This is a genomic window from Paraburkholderia fungorum (assembly GCF_046027215.1).
Taxonomy (GTDB): Bacteria; Pseudomonadota; Gammaproteobacteria; order Burkholderiales; family Burkholderiaceae; genus Paraburkholderia; species Paraburkholderia fungorum_D.
In genome coordinates this window covers 2111318-2130169 of record NZ_JAQQEN010000002.1, presented here as the reverse complement: position 1 = coordinate 2130169, position 18852 = coordinate 2111318, and the positions used below count along the sequence as shown (strand labels likewise).

At 61.9% G+C, this 18852-nt stretch carries 17 protein-coding genes and 1 pseudogene; 10 read left to right on the top strand and 8 right to left on the bottom strand.

The window, feature by feature from the left end; translation table 11 throughout:
• Nucleotides 1-70 precede the first annotated feature (70 nt).
• Both PQR27_RS30040 and PQR27_RS30035 read right to left on the bottom strand, forming a co-directional pair.
• Nucleotides 71-457 (bottom strand): DUF934 domain-containing protein, encoded by a 387-nt coding sequence (locus PQR27_RS30040; protein WP_408527211.1) that lies wholly within the window; start codon nt 455-457, stop codon nt 71-73.
• Nucleotides 454-2241 (bottom strand): nitrite/sulfite reductase, encoded by a 1788-nt coding sequence (locus PQR27_RS30035; protein ID WP_408528346.1) that lies wholly within the window; start codon nt 2239-2241, stop codon nt 454-456. Before PQR27_RS30035 ends, PQR27_RS30040 begins: the two co-directional genes overlap by 4 nt.
• 228 nt (nt 2242-2469) lie before the next feature.
• On the opposite strand from PQR27_RS30035, the gene PQR27_RS30030 reads away from it, so the two are divergent.
• A complete protein-coding gene (locus tag PQR27_RS30030) occupies nt 2470-2658 on the top strand; it encodes a DUF2970 domain-containing protein (RefSeq protein WP_408527210.1) in 189 nt (62 codons plus the stop codon).
• A gap of 49 nt (nt 2659-2707) precedes the next feature.
• Here the strand turns inward: PQR27_RS30030 and PQR27_RS30025 are convergent, their stop codons facing one another.
• Nucleotides 2708-4123 carry an aminotransferase-like domain-containing protein gene (locus tag PQR27_RS30025; protein WP_408527209.1) on the bottom strand — a complete coding sequence of 472 codons (1416 nt, stop codon included), beginning with the start codon at nt 4121-4123 and terminating at the stop codon, nt 2708-2710.
• Between the two features lie 235 nt (nt 4124-4358).
• Here PQR27_RS30025 and PQR27_RS30020 point away from each other — a divergent pair, with 235 nt between their 5' ends.
• The 6 genes from PQR27_RS30020 to PQR27_RS29995 all read left to right on the top strand — a co-directional run bounded on the left by PQR27_RS30020 (nt 4359) and on the right by PQR27_RS29995 (nt 11588).
• Nucleotides 4359-5120, top strand: coding sequence for an enoyl-CoA hydratase/isomerase family protein (locus tag PQR27_RS30020; RefSeq protein ID WP_408527208.1), 762 nt, complete (start codon nt 4359-4361; stop codon nt 5118-5120).
• Between the two features lie 45 nt (nt 5121-5165).
• Nucleotides 5166-6227: an ABC transporter substrate-binding protein gene (locus PQR27_RS30015; RefSeq protein WP_408527207.1), complete on the top strand. Its 1062-nt coding sequence runs from the start codon at nt 5166-5168 to the stop codon at nt 6225-6227.
• Between the two features lie 11 nt (nt 6228-6238).
• Nucleotides 6239-7300: an ABC transporter ATP-binding protein gene (locus PQR27_RS30010; RefSeq protein ID WP_408527206.1), complete on the top strand. Its 1062-nt coding sequence runs from the start codon at nt 6239-6241 to the stop codon at nt 7298-7300.
• A 19-nt stretch (nt 7301-7319) separates the two neighbouring features.
• Nucleotides 7320-9101, top strand: a complete 1782-nt coding sequence (locus PQR27_RS30005; protein WP_408527205.1) for an ABC transporter permease subunit — start codon at nt 7320-7322, stop codon at nt 9099-9101.
• Between the two features lie 25 nt (nt 9102-9126).
• The gene (locus tag PQR27_RS30000; protein ID WP_408527204.1) at nt 9127-10668 is read left to right on the top strand and encodes an AMP-binding protein; all 1542 of its coding nucleotides are present in this window, start codon (nt 9127-9129) and stop codon (nt 10666-10668) included.
• 77 nt (nt 10669-10745) lie between these two features.
• Nucleotides 10746-11588 carry an IclR family transcriptional regulator gene (locus tag PQR27_RS29995; RefSeq protein ID WP_408527203.1) on the top strand — a complete coding sequence of 281 codons (843 nt, stop codon included), beginning with the start codon at nt 10746-10748 and terminating at the stop codon, nt 11586-11588.
• A 35-nt stretch (nt 11589-11623) separates the two neighbouring features.
• On the opposite strand, the gene PQR27_RS29990 is transcribed toward PQR27_RS29995, so the two are convergent.
• Nucleotides 11624-12511, bottom strand: coding sequence for a LysR family transcriptional regulator (locus PQR27_RS29990; protein ID WP_408527202.1), 888 nt, complete (start codon nt 12509-12511; stop codon nt 11624-11626).
• A 167-nt stretch (nt 12512-12678) separates the two neighbouring features.
• Here PQR27_RS29990 and PQR27_RS29985 point away from each other — a divergent pair, with 167 nt between their 5' ends.
• Both PQR27_RS29985 and PQR27_RS29980 read left to right on the top strand, forming a co-directional pair.
• The gene (locus tag PQR27_RS29985) at nt 12679-13905 is read left to right on the top strand and encodes a porin (protein ID WP_408528345.1); all 1227 of its coding nucleotides are present in this window, start codon (nt 12679-12681) and stop codon (nt 13903-13905) included.
• A 180-nt stretch (nt 13906-14085) separates the two neighbouring features.
• Nucleotides 14086-15438, top strand: coding sequence for an MFS transporter (locus tag PQR27_RS29980; RefSeq protein WP_408527201.1), 1353 nt, complete (start codon nt 14086-14088; stop codon nt 15436-15438).
• A 4-nt stretch (nt 15439-15442) separates the two neighbouring features.
• Here PQR27_RS29980 and PQR27_RS29975 read toward each other — a convergent pair whose 3' ends face one another.
• The 3 genes and pseudogenes from PQR27_RS29975 to PQR27_RS29965 all read right to left on the bottom strand — a co-directional run.
• Nucleotides 15443-15607 carry a hypothetical protein gene (locus PQR27_RS29975; RefSeq protein ID WP_408527200.1) on the bottom strand — a complete coding sequence of 55 codons (165 nt, stop codon included), beginning with the start codon at nt 15605-15607 and terminating at the stop codon, nt 15443-15445.
• 47 nt (nt 15608-15654) lie between these two features.
• Nucleotides 15655-16614, bottom strand: coding sequence for a PDR/VanB family oxidoreductase (locus tag PQR27_RS29970; protein WP_408528344.1), 960 nt, complete (start codon nt 16612-16614; stop codon nt 15655-15657).
• 9 nt (nt 16615-16623) lie between these two features.
• Nucleotides 16624-16929 (bottom strand): annotated as a pseudogene (locus PQR27_RS29965) (cupin domain-containing protein); the annotation flags it as partial.
• A 247-nt stretch (nt 16930-17176) separates the two neighbouring features.
• On the opposite strand from PQR27_RS29965, the gene PQR27_RS29960 reads away from it, so the two are divergent.
• Nucleotides 17177-18439 (top strand): citrate synthase, encoded by a 1263-nt coding sequence (locus PQR27_RS29960; RefSeq protein ID WP_408527199.1) that lies wholly within the window; start codon nt 17177-17179, stop codon nt 18437-18439.
• A 175-nt stretch (nt 18440-18614) separates the two neighbouring features.
• On the opposite strand, the gene PQR27_RS29955 is transcribed toward PQR27_RS29960, so the two are convergent.
• The gene (locus tag PQR27_RS29955) at nt 18615-18851 is read right to left on the bottom strand and encodes a hexameric tyrosine-coordinated heme protein (RefSeq protein ID WP_408527198.1); all 237 of its coding nucleotides are present in this window, start codon (nt 18849-18851) and stop codon (nt 18615-18617) included.
• Between the last annotated feature and the right edge of the window lies 1 nt (nt 18852).

Genomic DNA, 18852 nt, shown 5'->3' with positions numbered 1-18852 from the left:
AAAATCCGCGAGCGCGGAAGGCTTGGCGCCATTTTCTGGTCCAGCCCTGCTCGCCTCGCCAAGCCCGGTTTCAGGTACCCGATGGCTCCGTGGCGCCGCTCTGGTAGTAGCCGGGGAAACGTTCGAACTGCCGTTTCGCGTCAGCCGGGTCGACACCCTCTTTCAGTACCGCACTCGAAAAACCCGTCCGCTCCATCTGCACGAGCTGGTCGATCAGCACGTCGCCTGTTGCGCGCAAGTCGCCCTTGAACGCGAGTCTGCGGCGCAGGAGATAGGCCTGGCTATACGCGCGTCCATCCGTGAAATGCGGGAAGTGCAGGTCGATGCGTGCGATCTCGCCAATCCGGCCGGCAAGTGTCATTGGGTCAGCGTCGTTGACGAGCTGAACCGCGTTCGTCGCTTCGTCGGTGAGGTGTTCGGACGTTGCCAATATTCTCAGGCGAGTGCGATTCGTCACAGCGCAACCTCCGCCTTTCTTCTCGCATCGTTGGCGGCCGCCTTGAACGGTTCCGGTCCAACGCGCCTGAACGTCTGGATAAAAGTTTCGCGCGTTCCACTGGTGTTCCGGATATCACGGTAGGCCAGCAGAATCGCTTCGATAACATCAGGAATCTCCGAGGCGGAGAATGACGGGCCGATGACCTTGCCGGGCTGCGCAGCGCCGCTCGAGATCTTTCCGTCCGCCCCGCCAAGCGTGACCTGATACCACTCCTGACCGTCCTTGTCGACGCCGAGAATGCCGATGTGACCGCTGTGGTGATGGCCGCATGAGTTGATGCAGCCGCTGATATGCAGGTCGACCTCGCCGATGTCGTCGAGTTCGTCGAGGTCCTGGTATCGTTCGGTGATTGCCTGCGCAATCGGAATCGAACGTGCGTTGGCGAGGGCGCAGAAGTCGCCGCCGGGGCACGCAATCATATCGGTGAGCAGATGGACGTTCGCGCTTGCGAGGTCCGCGTCGCACGCTGCCTTCCAGAGCGGGAACAGATCGTCGACGTGAACCCACGGCAACACGACATTCTGCGTATGCGTCACTCGTGCTTCCCCAGCGGAAAAACGCTCGGCCAGGTCGGCTACCCGATCGAGCTGATCAGCCGACGCGTCGCCGGGTGCCTGCAGCAGGCGCTTGAACGACAGCGTGACGACGCGCATCGCCGGATTCCTGTGCGGCGCCACGTTGCGTTGCAGCCAGCGGCCAAAGCGCGGATGCGCTTCCGCTTGCGCGCGCAGGTCCGAACCGGCACTCGCGTCGCTCCGGCGTTCGCGGCTGTTCAGTTCAGGTGGCACAAACGAGGCGCTGACGCGGTCCATTTCGGCTTGAGGGATGGTGTGCGGACCGCCATCGAGCTCGACGATCTGACGAAACTCCTCGTCTACTTCGTCGATATACCGCTGACCCTCGGCCTTCACCAGAATCTTGATGCGCGCCTTGTACTTGTTGTCGCGTCGGCCGTAACGGTTATAGACCCGCACCACCGCTTCGATGTAATTCATGATCTGATGCCACGGCAAGAACTCGCGCAGCACCACGCCGATCATCGGTGTGCGACCCATCCCGCCACCGACTGTCACCTGAAAGCCGAGTTCGCCCGCGTCATTCTTTAAAAGCCGCAGGCCGACATCGTGCCAATCCGTCGCGGCGCGGTCCTCGGTCGCGCCGGTAATCGCGATCTTGAACTTGCGCGGAAGAAACGCGAACTCGGGATGCAGCGTCGTCCATTGGCGCATGATTTCTGCGAAAGGGCGTGGGTCGGCGATTTCGTCCGGTGCCACGCCTGCGCGCTCGTCGCAGGAAATATTGCGGATGCAGTTGCCGCTGGTCTGAATGCCGTGCATGTCGACGCTGGCGAGCAGGTCCATCACGTCCGCTGCTTTCGAAAGCGGAATCCAGTTGAACTGGACGTTGGTGCGCGTGGTGAAATGCGCGTAGTGCGTGGGCAGGTGAGTGGTGCCGAGCTTGCGCTGCGCTTCGCTGGCAAGCCGGTATATGTCGGCTTCAGGCTCATCGTATTCGCGCGCGATCCTGGCGAGCATGCGCAACTGCGCGCTCGACAGTTCCCCGTACGGGACGGCGACCCGCAGCATTGGCGCGTGGCGCTGCACATACCAGCCGTTCTGAAGACGAAGTGGACGAAAGTCGTCTTCAGGAAGTTTCCCGGACTGCCAGCGTTCGAGCTGGTCGCGAAATTGCGCTGCACGGCTGCGCACGAATGATTTGTCGAATTCGGTGTATTGGTACATGGTCAGCGAACGATAGAGCCAGCCGCGGTCGCTGAAAAGTAGCAGATGCCGACAAAAACGCGCTAGCAGATAGCAGGCGGGGCTCACGGCCGAGCAGCCGGCCATTGGACTGTGGCAGGAGGCAAGACTGCTGCGCAAGAATTGTCCGCAACTGCTACTTTTTTGCCCGGTCCGTCCGGTTCAGAGTATCACCTGAGATGAGCCCTATCTGCCTTGAGAGGTGATGCCATGAATCTGTTGAAGATGACCCGAATCGTGCTGTGGAGTTTTCTCGGCGTGCGCCGGAGCGCCTCGCATCAAGCCGATATCGCAAATGTCAGCTTGCCCCTGTTGCCGGTGGTTGCGGTGGCGCTCGCCGCCGGGTTCGGTGCGATCCTGTTTGCGCTCGTGAAGCTTGCGATCAACGTGGCGCATTAACCGCTTCTGCGGGGCATTGCGCCGCCAGATTGAAACGCGTAAGTGCGCCTTATTCGCTGGCCCGTTCGAGCAGCGAGCAAAGCGTTTGAATCGCGTTTTCCATCCGGTCATTCCATGGATGGCCGAAATTCAGGCGGACGTGGTCACGGAATTCGTGCCGTGCGGAGAACACAGGTCCGGGCGCGATGCTAATGCCGTTCTCTATTGCGAGGCGATGTAATTGCATTGCCTCGACATGCGCTGGAAGTCGAACCCACAAAAAATAGCCTCCAGACGGTCGCGTCCAGTGCGAGTCGTCAGGCATCCAGCGGTGTAGCGCTGTATCCATCTCGTCAAGCTGACTGCGGAATGCGCCGCGTAGTTTGCGCAGATGCTTGTCGTAGCCGCCGTGCTGAAGATAGTCCGCTATCCCGGCCTGAACGGGAATGCTGGCCGACAGCGTGGTCATCAACTTCAGGCGTTGCACCTTGTCGGCGAAACGTCCAGCCGCGACCCATCCAATGCGGTATCCCGGCGCGAGCGTCTTTGAAAACGAACTGCAGTGCATCACGAGCCCCTTCGTGTCAAAGGCGATCGCAGGCAGAGGGTAGGTCGCTCCGTGGTGCAGCTCACCGTACACATCGTCCTCGATGAGCGGCACGTCATGTCGGGCAAGCAGCTCGACCAGCGCTTTCTTCTTTTCCAGCGGCATCGCCGCGCCAGTCGGATTCTGAAAGTTGGTCATGAACCAGCATGCGCGAATCGGCTGTTTGTCCAGAGCATCCGCCAGCGCCTGCAGATCGATGCCCGAAACGGGGTCGACTGGAATCTCCACCGCGCGCAGATCGAGGCGCTCAATGGCCTGCAGTGCCGCATAGAATCCCGGCGACTCGATTGCCACGACATCGCCTGGCCGCGTCACCGCCATCAAACAGAGATTGAGTGCTTCCAGCGCGCCATTGGTGACGACGAGTTCTTCCATGGGTTGGGCAATGCCCATCCCCATGTACCGCAGCGAAATCTGCCGACGCAGTTGCTCATTGCCTGGCGGCAGGTCGACGACGGTACTCCACGGGCTGATCAAACGGCTCGCGTGCCCGAGTGATTTGGCCAGGCGCTGCAAGGGAAAAAGCTGCGGAGACGGAAACGCCGAGCCGAGCGGCACGATGCCAGGGTGCTTCGCGGCGTCGAGCACCGAGAAGACCAGCTCGCTGATTTCAACCTTGGCCGACTCGAGGGCCGGCGCAGGGCGCGCCGTCTGCCGCGGTTCGACCTCGGCACCCGGCGCCACATAGTAGCCGGAGCGCTCACGTGCGCGTATCAAACCCCACTCTTCAAGCAAATAGTAGGCGCGGAACACGGTCGACTGACTGACGCCGTGCTGCGTGGTGAGTTGCCGCAAAGACGGCATACGGGAGCCGACGGGACGGCTGCCGGAGCGGATTTCTTCGGCCATGGTGTTGGCCAGCATTTCGAAGCGTTTCATTGAGCGGCCATGGTTCGCCTGCGTTCATCCGGTGAACGTCTGCGGCCGGTGTCTTTTCGACAATCAGGCCATCGGGCAGGCGATGTTGCCTCGAATGGGGCGGTTGGGCAAGTCGCCCGTGTTGCAGTCTCTCGCCGGCCTCCCTCGCGTAAACCCCCACCTAATCAGTCCTTGCATGTGCTTTTTGACAATCGTATATTGCTATACACCATCAACTATCTCTATGAGATAACAAATGAACGAAGACATCCTGGTTTCAAATCATGGCCGCGTCGCCGTCATCACGTTGAACCGGCCCGCGCGCCTGAACGCATGGACCACCGCGATGCGCGAAATGATCATCGAGGCGCTGCAGCGCTTCGACGCGGACGGCAACGTCGCCGCCATCGTCATGACCGGTGCCGGCGACCGGGCGTTTTCGGCAGGGCAGGATCTTTCGGAGGCGCACGACTTCGACGGCGAGCGGGCCGTGGCATGGGTCAAGGAGTGGGAGCGTTACTACTCGGTGCTGCGAAGTCTGAAGAAACCGCTGGTGATGGCGTTGAACGGCACGGCCGCAGGTTCCGCTTTTCAGGTTGCGTTGCTGGGCGATATCCGCGTTGGACATCCGGGCGTACGCATGGGGCAGCCGGAGATCAACGCGGGTATTGCCAGCACGACTGGCCCCTGGATCATGGGGCAGATGCTCGGCATGTCGCGCACCATTGAATTGACGTTGACCGGCCGGCTGATGGAGGCGGAGGAATGTCATCGCATTGGACTGATCCATCACATCGTCCCCGCGGACCAGGTGTTCGCCAAAGCCCTTGAAATCGCCACCGAACTGGCAGCGAAGCCGCCAACCGCAATGCGTCTCGACAAGCAGCGTTTCCGCGAGATGACGGAGCCGGCCTTCCGCGACGCGATCGAAGCAGGCGTGCGGATCCAGCGTGAAGCGTACGACTCCGGCGAGCCCGCGCGAATGATGGAAGCGTTCTTTCGGGAACGCGTGAAGTAAGCAGTTCGCGGCCGTTTCTTTTCATCCTGTGCGGGAGACCTGAACATGACGCAAGACTTCAACCTGACCCGGCGCCGCTTTCTGCAGGGCGTGGGCGGCGCCGCACTCGCGGGCGCCATGCCGGTACTGGCCGGCGCGCAGTCGAAACAGATCGTGGTGTCCGATCCGGGCGGGCCGTACACCTCGGCTTATCGTCAGGCTTTTTACGACCCCTTCGAGAAAGCGACCGGCATCAAGGTCGTGAGCGTCGCGCGTGAATCGCAGCCGGTCGCCCAACTGGCGGCGATGGTGCAGACGAAGAACTTCGTCTGGGACGTCACCACCCTCACGCTTTCCGCGGATATTCCGTATCTCGAGTCGAAGGGCTTTCTCGAGCCGATCGGCATGAAGCCCAGCGAGTATCCCGACGTCATGTCCGAGGCGGTGGCGCCGAACTGGCTCGGCGTCGATGTCTATGCAACCGTGCTGGCGTACCGGCAGGACAAGTTCGGGCAGAACGGTCCGAAGTCGTGGGCCGACTTCTGGGACGTCAAGCGTTTTCCGGGGCGGCGCTGTCTGCGGCGCAGTCCGCTCGACACCCTCGAACAGGCGTTGCTCGCCGATGGCGTGCCGCTCGACAAGCTCTATCCGCTCGACGTCGACCGCGCGTTTCGCAGTCTCGACCGGATCAAGCCACACGTGAACATCTGGTGGACGTCGGGCGCGCAGGCGATGCAGGCCATCCAGAGCGGCGATGTCGACATGATCTCGGCGTGGAACGGCCGGGTCCAGGCGGCACGCGACGGCGGGGCGCCCGTGTCGATCGTGTGGAACCAGGGGCTCTATTCGATCGAAGGATGGGGGATTCCGAAGGGCACGCCACGCGCTGAATTCGCCCGCCAGTTCGTGCGTTTTTGCGCCGACGCGAAGCGCCAGGCGATGCTGACCGGCACGCTTGCGTACGGTCCGACCAACCGCAAGTCATTCGATTCGATTCCAGCCGCGCGCGCCGCGATCTTGCCCACCGCGCCGGACAACCTGCGCGATATGCGCCTGCCGAGTCCGCAATGGTGGGCCGATAACCGCCAGAAGGTGACCGAGCGCTTCAACACCTGGATCATTTCCTGAAGAGGGCCGCGATGAGTGCAAAACTTGAAACGATCGGGATTGCGAAAAGCTACGGCGAAACCGTGGCGCTGCAGCCGACCGATCTGACGGTGCAGGCGGGCGAATTTCTTACTTTGCTCGGACCGTCCGGCTCGGGCAAAACCACCCTGCTGCAGATGATCTCCGGGCTCGTCGCACCGAGCGCCGGGCGCATCGAGATCGACGGCCGCGACGTCACGCATGTGGAGCCCGGTAAACGCGGTATCGGCATGGTGTTTCAAAGCTATGCACTGTTTCCGCACATGAGCGTGTGGGATAACGTCGCGTACGGGTTGCGGATGCGCCGCAAGTCGCGCGAAGAGGTCAGGCGCGCGGTCGACGACGCCCTGACGATGGTGCGCATGAGCGACTACGCGAAGCGCTACCCGAAGGAGCTGTCGGGTGGCCAGCAGCAGCGTATTGCGCTAGCGCGCTGCTTTGCGTACCGGCCCGCGGTGATTCTGCTGGATGAACCGCTGGGGGCGCTCGACAAGAAATTGCGCGAGCACATGCAGTCAGAGATCCGCCGCTTGCATAAGGAACTCGGCGCGACCTTCGTCTACGTGACGCATGACCAGGACGAGGCGCTGACACTATCGGACCGTATCTGTCTGATGAATCAGGCGCGCATCGAACAGGTGGGCACGCCGGTCGACTTGTACGATCGTCCGGCCACACGCTTTGCCGCCGGCTTCATCGGGCATTCCAATCTGCTCGAGGGCGCCGTCGACGAAACGCGCGGCGTGGGCGGCGAAGCGATCCTGCTGGCCGCGGGTGGCCGCGTGCCGTTGCCGCACGCCGGCGCTGCCACGCCGGGTGCGAAACACTGTCTGCTGCTACGCCCTGAAGCACCGCGTCTCGTCGAACCGAAGAGCGGTTTTCTCGACGGCACGATTTCCGACATCGTGTTTTTCGGCAGCGATACGCGCGTGCAACTGACCATGCCCGACGGCAGCCACCTGAGCGTGCGTTGCGAGCGCAGCCTGGCGCCGCGTGTCGGCGACACAGTCGGTCTCGTGTGGGATCCCCATCGCACCACACTACTGCGCGCGTGACCGACGCCAAGGAACCATCATGAACCTCGCCCTCCAGGCTCAGCCTTCGCACGACGACACGCGCCCGCGCCGCACCAGATGGCTCGCGCATTCGCTGCGTCTGCTGCCCATCGTGCCGACGCTGCTGTTCCTGCTGATCTTCTTTATCGTGCCGGTCGGCGAGATCCTGCAAGGCGGCCTGTTCAACGCCGATGGCGCCTTCGGTCTCGGCCAGTTCGAGCGCATTGCACGCACACCGGTCTATGCGAAGGTGCTGTGGATCACGTTTTCCATTTCGTTCATGACGGCGGCGATTTCGGTGATGCTCGGCTATCCAGCCGCCTATCTGCTAAGCCGCCTGCCGGCGCGCTCACGCGAGCGGTGGCTGCTATGGATCATGTTGCCGTTCTGGACCAGCTACCTCGTGAAAACTTACGCGTGGATGCTGTTGCTGTCGAAAACCGGCGTGCTGTCGACCATCGCGCTTGCACTCGGCCTCGTCAGCGAAACCAGCGGCACGATTCCGTCGCTCACCGGCGTGCTGGTCGGCATGGTTCACGCGATGTTGCCGCTCGCGGTGATGACCATGCTGCCCGTGATGCGCGGCATCGACGACCGTCTCACGCAAGCGGCGGAAACGCTTGGCGCCGAGCGCAGCACCAGTTTCTTCACCGTATTCCTGCCGCTTTCTTCGCCCGGCGTGGCAGCGGCCGGCCTGCTCGTATTCATTTCGAGTCTCGGCTTCTTTATCGTGCCCGCACTACTCGGTTCGCCGAAGGAAACGATGATCGCGCAACTGGTGATCTCATCGGTGCTCGAACTCTTCGACATGCGCTTTGCAGGCGCGTTGTCCACGGTGCTGCTGCTGTGCTCGATCGTGATTTTTCTCGTGTATGACCGGCTGGTCGGCCTCTCGTCGCTGACCGGCGAGGTTCAGGACAAGCGGCGCGGCTCGCGCGCCCAGGGCGTCAAGCTCGCGATGCTGATGGTTGCGGGCCGGTTGACGGCGCCGCTCGTCAGGCGTCGCCTGACGGGTGCCGCGCGCGCCGACAGCGGTTTCGGCCCGCTGCGTCTCTATACATTCGCGATACTCGCCGTGCTGGTGGCGCCGGTGTTGTCGGTGATTCCCTATGCGTTCACACGCAGCGACTTCATCGCATTTCCGCCGAAGCTGTTCAGCTTCAAATGGTTCGGCACGTTTCTGCAATCGCCGGTATGGCAAAGCGCGTTGATCCGGTCGTTCGAGGTGGGTCTCGGGACAGCGGTCCTTGCGCTGGCACTCGGCTTTGGCGCAACGCTCGCGCTGACCCGCATGTCGCAGCGCGCCAGCAAGCCACTCTTCGCGCTACTGGTGGCGCCGCTGATTGTGCCGCGCATCGTGGTGGCGGTTGGTTTGCTGTATCTGTTTGCGCGACTTGGGCTGACGGGCACCAACACGGGTCTCGTGATTGGTCACACGGTGCTGGCGATTCCCTATGTTGTCGTGACGCTGGCGGCTGGCTTCCGGCAGTTCGACTGGCGTCTCGATGATGCCGCCAGGGTGATGGGCGCTTCGCCCGCCCGGCGCATTGCAACGATCGTGCTCCCGCTCCTGATGGCCAGCGTCACCGCGGCGTTCCTGTTCGCCTTTATCGTTTCATTCGATGACCTGACGATTGCGATCTTTGTGAGCGGCGGCATCAACACCACACTGCCCAAGCAGATGTGGGACGACATCCAGCTTGCCATCACGCCGACACTCGCAGCGGTTTCAACGACCCTTGTCGTTCTGATCGCGCTGGTCGTTTTCATTTCCTCACGGCTGCGGCGCACCACACGCTAACAGCCGAGCTTTCATTCTATTTACCATGCACAGCTACTCTGAATACTTCGCCCAACGTCACCCGCAGGATGAACTGGACTGCGCGCCGCTGATCGTCGCCGGCCTGAGCGGCAGAGCCGCAAGCACCGTACTCCATTTCGACCAGCAGGCCGTTACCTGCGCCGAAGCCGCGCAACGCATCGCCCAGCTGCAACGCTGGTTCGCCGAACAGAAGCTGGTACCGGGCGATCGCGTGGCCGTCATGCTCGGCAATAGCCCGGAGCATATCCATCTGATCTACGCGCTGATCGTCAGTGGACTCGTGTGGGTGCCGGTCAATACGAAGCTGCGCCGGGCAGGGCTCGAGTATTTGCTTGGGCACGCTGAACCGAAGCTCCTCGTATCGGAACCCATGTTCGATGAGGTGATCAACGGCGTGGACTCCGGCGCGGCGCGCAAAGTCGAAGTGCCCGCGTTCGATCCGGACGATATCAGCGCCACACTGTCGGCCCTCCGCATTGAACCGTTCGATCCGCTGTGCGTGATCTATACGTCCGGTACGACCGGCGCGCCGAAGGGCGTCGTTTTTACGCACCGGATGATGCGAATCGCCAGCGAGGCCGCCATGCAGGTGGCGGATGTACGCCCGGGCGACAAGCTGTTCCTGTGGGAACCGCTGTGTCATATCGGCGGCGCGCAGATGCTCCTGCTGCCGTTTCTCGAAGCGGTTGAGCTGCAAGTCGTGCCGCGTTTCTCCGCCACGCAATTCTGGGCGCAGATCGCCCACTCACGCGCAACGCAACTGCACTATCTCGGCGGCGTGCTGGATATTCTGATGCAGCTTCCCGAGCGCGCCCAACCCGACGCACACACGATTCGCGTTGCATGGGGCGCGGGCGTCAGTCCAACGGCCTGGGCGGCCATTGAATCGCGCCTGCAGGTCAAGCTGCGCGAGTGCTATGGCATGACCGAGTGTTCGAGTTTTGCGACGCTGAACGCGAACGGCAAACCCGGTTCGATCGGCCGGGCGTTACCGTGGATCGAGCTGGAATTGCTCGACGAAAACGGTGTACCGGTAGCGGACGGCGAGATCGGCGAAATCGTGCTGTCGAGCCGGGTGGAAGGCACTTTCCTGCCGACTTACCTGAAGAACAGCGACGCCACCCGTGCCGCGCTACGCAATGGCAAGCTGCATACCGGCGATAGCGCGCGGCGCGATGCCGATGGCGATCTGTTCTTTGTCGGCCGTCGCACGGACAGCATGCGCGTGCGCGGCGAGAACGTCTCGGCCTGGGAGATCGAGCGCGTGTTCGCGCAGCATCCCGCGATTCTTGCCAGCGCGGCGATTGGCGTGGCTTCGGAGATCGGCGAGCAGGACATTCTGCTGAACGTGCAATTCAGGGACGCCGCCGTCGACTGGGAGTCGATCCACGCGTGGGCGGCCGAACGGCTCGCCAGCTTTCAGTTACCGCGCTACTATCGGGCGGTTGCTCACTTCGAGCTGACGCCCAGTGAACGGATTAAAAAGCACCTGCTCGCGCGCGATGTCAGTGATGCATGGGACCGGGCGGGCAACGTCATCGCGTGATGGAAATTATTGCGTATAGATAGACTAATATCTTCATGCGATAATTCAGTTCTGTTAGAACCAACAGGCTTTTCATCGTGACCACTGCGCTGCCCAAAACTCCGCGTAAGAAAAAGAGCGACTCGACTGCCGTTCAGGAAGCCGCCGATCCAACGGCGTCTTCGCTGTACGTTCAATCGGTGGAGAAAGCGATGACCGTTCTCACCGCGTTCGACGGCAGCAAACGGCAGTTGTCGCTCTCGGAGATCGCCGCGCTAACCGGCTTCGACATGAGCGCGACGCAGCGTTTCACGTTCACGCTCGCCGCGCTCGGCTATCTGAGCAAAGATCCGGAAAGCCGCAAGTACGAATTGTCGCCGAAGCTGCTCGACTTCACCTATCACTATCTGACCTCGAACGACCTAGTGAGCCGCGCAACGCCTTATTTGCAGCAACTCGGGTCCGAGACCGAGGAGGCGACCAATCTGACCGTTCTGGACGACACGGATATCGTATTCGTGCTGCGTATTGTCAGCCGGAATGTTTTCAATGCGCATGTGATTACCGGTTCGCGGCTGCCGGCGTATTGCACGGCTCCCGGGCTTGCGATTCTCGCCACGTTAGACGACGGCGAGATCGACGATATTCTTGCCCGCACGAATCTGGTGGCCTACACGGCGGCAACTGTCTATCAGCCGCGCAAGATCAAGGATCGGATCGCGCAGATCCGCAAGCAGGGCTACGCGCATACCGAAGACGAGTACTTCGTCAGCGATATCTCAACGGCAGCGGCGATTACGAATGCGCATGGCCGCGGGGTCGGCGCAGTGAATATCGCTGTCTCGCGACCGCGTTGGCAAGCCGATCGCGACGAACGGCGTTTTGCCGATCTGGTGATATCGACCGCTTCGGCGATTTCGTCGCGGCGCAGAGCAGACTGAGGTTAAGTTCGCTGAAGGTACTGCCGGCCTGTGCTTCACATGGTCCGGAACAGCTCACGTGCGACAGAACAGAAGAGATCGTTTGTGATGGAGCGGTCCTGCGCGCGACGGCTCAGAATGATCGGCGACGTGACATTCGCATTCTCCAGCTGACGATAGACCACGCCACGCGCCCGCAAGCCAGCCACGCTGGCCGGCACCAGACAAACACCCATCTCCGCGGCGACGAGACCGAGCGCCGTTTGCAGTTCCTTCACTTCATGCACCGCATACGGCTCTAGTGCGTGATCGCGCAGCGCGGCGATCTGCTGGTCTGCGTAACTGGGTCTCGGCTGGCTCGGGTAGACAATCAGGGTCTCACGCGCAAGCCCCGCCAACGTGAGCGGGGCGTCTTCCTGCGCGAGCGGATGGGTGTGCGGCAGTGCCGCGATCATGGGTTCTTCGACCAGCACTTCGCGCGCGATCTGATCGTCGTCGCGACGTACACGTCCCAAACCGATATCGATGCGCGCCGCCTTGAGCGCTTCCGCTTGCTCCAGCGAGAACATTTCGACGAGCGTCAGCTCGATATTCGGCGACATCGCACGAAACGCACGAATGGCTTCAGGTAACGGCCCATACAACGTCGACGGCACGAAGCCGATCACGATTCGCTGAACGGTCCGGGCCAGTTGCCGCGTCAACGGGGCGAGCCCGTCCGCTTCGTTGAGCACGCGGGGCGCCTTCTCGTAGAGGATGCGGCCGGCCTCGGTCATCTTCAACGGCCGCGCGCCGCGCACGAACAGCGGCACACCGATTTCCTCCTCGAGCATTTGCATTTGCCGGCTCAGAGGCGGCTGTGTCATATGCAGGCGCTCGGCCGCGCGCGAAAAATTCTGTTCTTCGGCGACCGCCATGAAGTAGCGAAGCTGGCGCAGGTCCATTTATGCCTCGAAGGTATCAAAGTATTTAAATCTGGTGTTGGACGAGCGCGACGGCGACTTCCTACTATCTGCTACCGAAGCGATGCATTGACGATGCGAACCACGCTCATCGCCAACCGGAACAGAGACGCAATACGTAGTCATACTATATAAATGATGGAGATCGGATAATGAGGCGCATATTTGCCGTGTCCCTGGTACTGGCCTGTACGGGCGCGCATGCACAGAGCAGCGTGCTGTTGTACGGGTTGATCGATATCGGCGTGCAGTACACGAATAACGCACAAACGAGCGGTCAGCCTGGCCATCTCACGGGCGCAGGCCAGATCGCCATGACCGACGCGCATGCCACGGGATTGAGCGGCAGCCGTTGGGGCTTGCGCGGCAGCGAGGAGCTGGGCGGTGGCCTGAAAACGGTCTTTGTCCTCGAGAACGGATTCATGGCCAATACGGGCGTGCTCGCGCAAGGCGGCGCTGAATTCGGGCGTCAGGCGTATGTCGGTCTCGTTTCGTCGTCTCTGGGCACGCTCACCATTGGCCGCCAGTACGACCCGTACCTCGAATCGCTTCAGCCGTTGTCCGCTCCCGGCACCTTCGCGGGCTACATGGGCTCGCATCCCGATGACGTCGACAACCTCTCGAACACCAATCGTGTGAACAACGCGATCAAGTTCAGCAGCAACCGATACGCGGGCTTCAGCGCCGAAGGGATGTACAGCCTCGGTGGCGTGGCCGGCAGCGTGGGCACCAACCAGATCTGGTCGCTTGGCGGCAGTTATGCCAATGGTCTCGTCTCGGCGGGCGTCGGCTACCTGAACGCGCGCGATCCGAACGTGTCGTTTTACGGCAATACGCCGAACAAGGGCGTTGCCACGGTCGACAATATCGGCTCGCTCGGCTCGCCCTCCGCCGCGCAGAGTAATCCGGTCTATGCGGGCTATGCGTCCGCGAAGACGCTGCAGCTGATCGGCGGCGGACTGGCGCTGAACTTCAGCGGCGCGACGGTGGCCGCCATCGTCACCGACACGCGTTTCTCCGGCCTTGGCGGAACCAGCGCACCGAATCCGCGCGGCTATCGCGGCGACACCAACTTCCTGAGCGCGGAACTGAGCGTGCGATCGTATGTCACGCCCGCGCTGCTGCTCGGCGCGGCGTTTGACTACACGCGCCGCACCGCAGTGCAGGACGACGGCGGCGCGAAATACTTGCAGCTCGACTTTGGTGCGATCTACAGCCTCTCGAAGCGCACCGACCTGTATGCACTGACCGTGCTGCAACGCGCAAGCGGTGTCGATTCGATTGGTCAGCAGGCGGTGGCGAGCGTCAGCGGTTTTTCGCCATCCACGACCGACAGGCAGATCGGCGTACGCGCCGGAATCCGGCATCGCTTCTGATTCCTGACCGATACCGGTACGCCGCGTGGCCGGCTGGAGGCGGCTCGCCCCCGGCGGTACACAAACCTCATCCGGCGAAACTCTTTTGCCGCGTCCGGTAGCAATCCACGCGATTTCCGGCGCACTTACGCGCCGCAAGCCTGATGCGGTGACTTCAACTCCCACGGTGGCAATCATTCCATGCGTTCGATAGACCTTCAGCATTTCACCGACGATGCGCCCCTTAACCGGTTCCACTGGTCCGTGCTGTTCTGGTGCGCCCTGATGATCATTTTCGACGGCTACGATCTCGCTGTTGCAGGCATTGTGCTGCCGTCGATCATGCGCGACATGTCGATCGCACCGGCGCGGGCCGGGGTGATGGTGAGCGCCGCGTTGTTCGGCATGATGTTCGGCAATCTGCTGTTCGGCGCACTCGCCGAAAAGATCGGACGGCGCCGGACGATCGCGTTGTGCCTCGGGCTGTTCAGCGTATTTACCGCGGCGGCCGGGCTTACCCACAACCCGTGGACGTTCGGTATAAGCCGCTTCATCGCCGGGCTCGGCATGGGCGGCGTGATGCCGAATGTGGTCGCGCAGATGACCGAATATGCGCCACGCCGGGTGCGCAGCACGATGGTGGCGCTGATGTTCAGCGGCTATTCGGTTGGGGGGATGCTGGCCGCGCTGATTGGCAAAGCGGTCATTCAGACGCACGGCTGGCCGGCGGTGTTTCTCGCGGGCGGCTTGCCGATTCTGCTCGTACCCTGCGTGTTGAAGTGGTTGCCGGATTCGATGCCCTATCTGCTGAACGCCGGGCACGTCGACGCGTTGCAGCGCGTGTTGCGCAAGGTCGATCCGCAACATCAACCGCTTCCCGGCGACGTCTATCTGCTCGGTGACGGCAAGCAACGCACGAGCGCGAACCCCCTGCAACTGTTTCAGCTTGGCCGTGCGCTGAGTACCTTGATGTTCTGGATTGCCTGCTTCATGTGTCTGTTCATGGTCTACGCGCTGAGTTCCTGGCTGGTGAAGCTGATGTCCGGCGCCGGTTACAGTCTGGGCTCGGCGATGACCTTCGTGCTCGTGCTGAACATTGGTGCGCTGGTCGGGGCGATTGGCGGCGGCTGGCTCGCTGACCGTTTTCACATCAAATACGTGCTTGTCGGCATGTACCTGAGCGCGGCTGTATCGATCGCCTTGCTCGGTTTTCCGTTGCCGGGTGTGCTGCTGATGTTCGTGGTCGGTCTGGCCGGAGCAGCGACGATCGGCAACCAGATTGTCACCATTGCTTATGCGGGCCAGTTCTATCCGATCACGGTGCGAGCGACGGGTGTGGGCATCGCCTTGGGGGTAGGGCGTCTCGGAGCAATCACGGCGCCGATTTTCATCGGCGCACTGGTGGGGATGGATCTGCCGCTGCGCCACGATTTCTTCGCGATCGCGCTGCCCGCATGCATCGCGGCGGCCGCCATTTTCATGGTCGACCACGGCCAGGCGGCGTCGAGCGCCGCACCATCCATTACCGCTTCCATGCGTGATCCCGTGCATTGATCGCTTATGCCGCGCGAGCCGAATTGCTGTCGCTGAACTTCTCGTAGTGCAGGCGGAAGTCTTCGACAGGCTGTTCGGCGAGCCACTGTTTGATCGCTCCCACCGGACGAAAATCCAGACAACCACCAATGAATTCTTTCCATTGGGAAATGCTTCGTGCACTACTCATGATGTTGCTCTCCTGCTTGGACGAAGTCCTGACCGGCGGTCGGGGCTTCAGAGATCGAGGACCAGAGGGCCGCGCTTGCAGCCGGACACGCATACCGTCATCGCGTTGTTGCTGGCGCGCTCGGCTGCGCTTAGAACAGAGTCGCGATGCTCAGGTTCGCCCGCCAGTACCCGTGTCTTGCATGCGCCACACACCCCTTGCGTGCAGCTGTGATCGACCTGGATGCCGGCATCGAGGAGGGTCTGCAGCAGGGTTTTGTCGGGATGGACGTCGAGACGCCGGCCTGAGCGGCGCAATTCGACTTCGTATTTCGTGCTCGCCTGCGCCGGCACATCGCGCGCGCTGAATCTTTCGACGTGCGCGTGTTCGCGGCCAAGCTCGCCGCACAGTTGCTCGAAGTCGTCCAGCATGCGGGCGGGGCCGCAGGCGTAGTAGTGAGCATCCGCGGGGCGCGCGGCGATAAAGCGCTTCAGATCGGCTTCGCCGCTTTGTTCATCCGAGAAGTGCCATGTCACAGGCAGGCCTAACGCCCCGATCTGTTCCACAAAGGCTGCTTCGTCGCGTGAGCGCGCGCAATATAGGATCTCTGCCGGGCGGCCGAGTGCCTGCAGCCGTTGCGCCATGCTCAGAATCGGCGTGATGCCAATGCCGCCGGCAATCAGCACGCTATGCGCGGCGTTTTCGTGCAAGGCAAAGTTATTGCGCGGTCGGGAGATTTCGATGTCGCTGCCGACGCGCAGGTGTTCGTGAATATGGCGCGAGCCACCGCGGCCATCATGAACATTGAGCACGCCGACCACATAGCGTCCTTCCTCTCCCGGTGGATTGCACAGCGAATAGCTGCGGATCACACCTTCCGGCAGATGAAGATCGATATGCGAGCCCGCGTCGAACAAAGGGAATTTTGCACCTTTGTGCGGCCGCAATTCGACACTCACGACGCGCCGTGCTTCCCTGCGGATCGCGTGCACGACGGCTCGCAACGTCGTCCCCGCTTTGGGACGCATGCGCGGCGGGTGATAGACGACCAGCATTTCGAGTGCATCGTCGCCGAGATTACGAAACGAATGCGGCACGCCGGCGGAAATCGGGCTGACCGATCCGGCACGCACATGCTGGACTTCATCCGCGACGGTCACCTCGCCGTAGCCCGACAGGACATAGAAGAGGTGCGAATGCGGCTCCACATGCGTCGGCGAGGAGCCGCCGGGTGCAACCGACGTGAGCTCGATGCTGTACGCGCTGCCGGTGTAGTCAATGTCGGCGACGGTCTTGTAACCGGACTTCTGAATAAACAGACCGGTCAACGGGGTCCACGGCATGTCGTCGACGTGCCATGTCACCGGATCGGCAGTGACGGCCGCCGTCGGCATGGGACCTTCGTGGGGAAGGGTGCTCATTGTTGTCTCCTGAAGAAGTCGCGGTACGCGTGCAGGGTTGCGGCGCAGCGGAGGCCGGGAGCGTGATGTCCGGCGCTGGCTGGCTGTTCGGCGCGAGGAATCTTGATTTCTCGATGTGAATGCTATTAAGCTGGACTACATTGATCAAGATTGATTTTTAAAATCGACTATGAAGATTCGCAAAGATTTTCTGAGCCGGGACGAAGCGCTCGAAACGCTCGGTGTGAAAACCGCCACGCTTTATTCGTATGTCAGCCGTGGCCTGATACGAAGCATTCCTGCCGAAGGAACGAACAAGCACCTCTATTCGCGCGACGACATTGAACGGTTTGCCGCGCGCGGCCGGGGCAGGGTGCCGCGATCCGTGGTGGCGGGCGCATCGATGCGCTGGGGCGAGCCGGTGGTCAATTCGTCGATTACCTACATCGGCGAGCGCGGGCCGGTGTATCGCAATCGGGTGGCGTTGGATATCGCGCAGGCCGGCTACCCATTCGAAATCGTCGTCCATTTCCTGATTACCGGTGTCTGGCAGGAGACTCAGGGCGATTGGCCCAATGCGGACATACCGAAAGACGTACAGGCGCTGCTTGCCGCGCACGCGAAGGCCGTCGTGCCCGGCGATATCGGCAGTCTGATGGCGATGGTGTCGCTTGCGCTAGGCATGCGCGGGCGCGATCAGCGCGAGATGGCGGACGGTACGACGGTACAGACCGCGCGGCTGCTCCTGCAGGTGTTCGCAGGATGCATGGGATTCGTGTCCCGCGAAGGCCGGCACGCTGCGCGCGAGCGAGGCGAGTCGCTGGCCTCCTACGTATTGCGCGCGAGCGGCGCTCGCGTCACGCCGGAAGCGGTGCGCACGATCAACGCAGCGCTGGTGATCCTCGCCGATCACGAACTGGCGCCGGCCACGCTGGCGGCCCGCGTCGCAGCATCGATCGATGCGGGGCTATGCAACTGCATCGCCGCGGCGATCAGCGCGCACGTTGGTTATTCCACCGGCGCGGTGACGGAGCGCGTGGAAACGCAACTCTTCGATGTGTGCACGCAAAGTGCGCTGGAAGCGAAATGCGATACCGTTCGCGCCTACGGTGCCAGCCTGTTTGGGTTCAACCATCCGCTGTACCCGCACGGCGATCCCCGCGCGGAGCTATTGCTCTCGCTGGCGCAGGCATGTGGAAAGTCGCGCGAGTCCGTGCGCAATATCGTTGGCTTTCTCGAACGCGTGAAAAAGCAGGCTGGCATGACGCCCGGTCTCGCGATCGGGCTGGTCGCCTTGACGCGCGCGCTGGGTCTGCCGAATGGCAGCGCCACCGCGCTGTGGGTCATTGCCCGGACTGCCGGCTGGGTTGCGCACGTGGTGGAGCAGCGCACACAAGCCTTCATGCTGAGGCCGCGCGCGAAGTACATTTCGGCGATGAAGGGTCCCGATTGACCACAGCGGACGAGTACGCCGTATTCGCCAATTCAGTAAGTGTGCCTACGTTTGCAGGAGTATGTGAATGGCGCGTTGGTGGGAGCGGAACATAGCTTTTTGAGGCGGCTTTGGCGCTCGACAGGCGCATGATAAATCCGGCTGCGGAGCGTTTCGCGGCCGGATTTATTACGTACTAAGTGCGCCAGTAGTTATTGGCGGCTGCAATGGTTGCAAATTCGATTGCAACGACATGGCCAGCCTGGATGAGCATCGCGGCGTCGTTCGCATAGATGTCGCGCAGTTTGCTGCGAATGCTGTCGTCAGGTTGCGTGGCCTTGATGACAAGCCGCGCCATTTTTATTGCAAGCTGCCGTCCTTCTTCCGGCGTTGCTGTGATCAAGGTATTGTCGGGAACCAGCGTTGTGCTCATT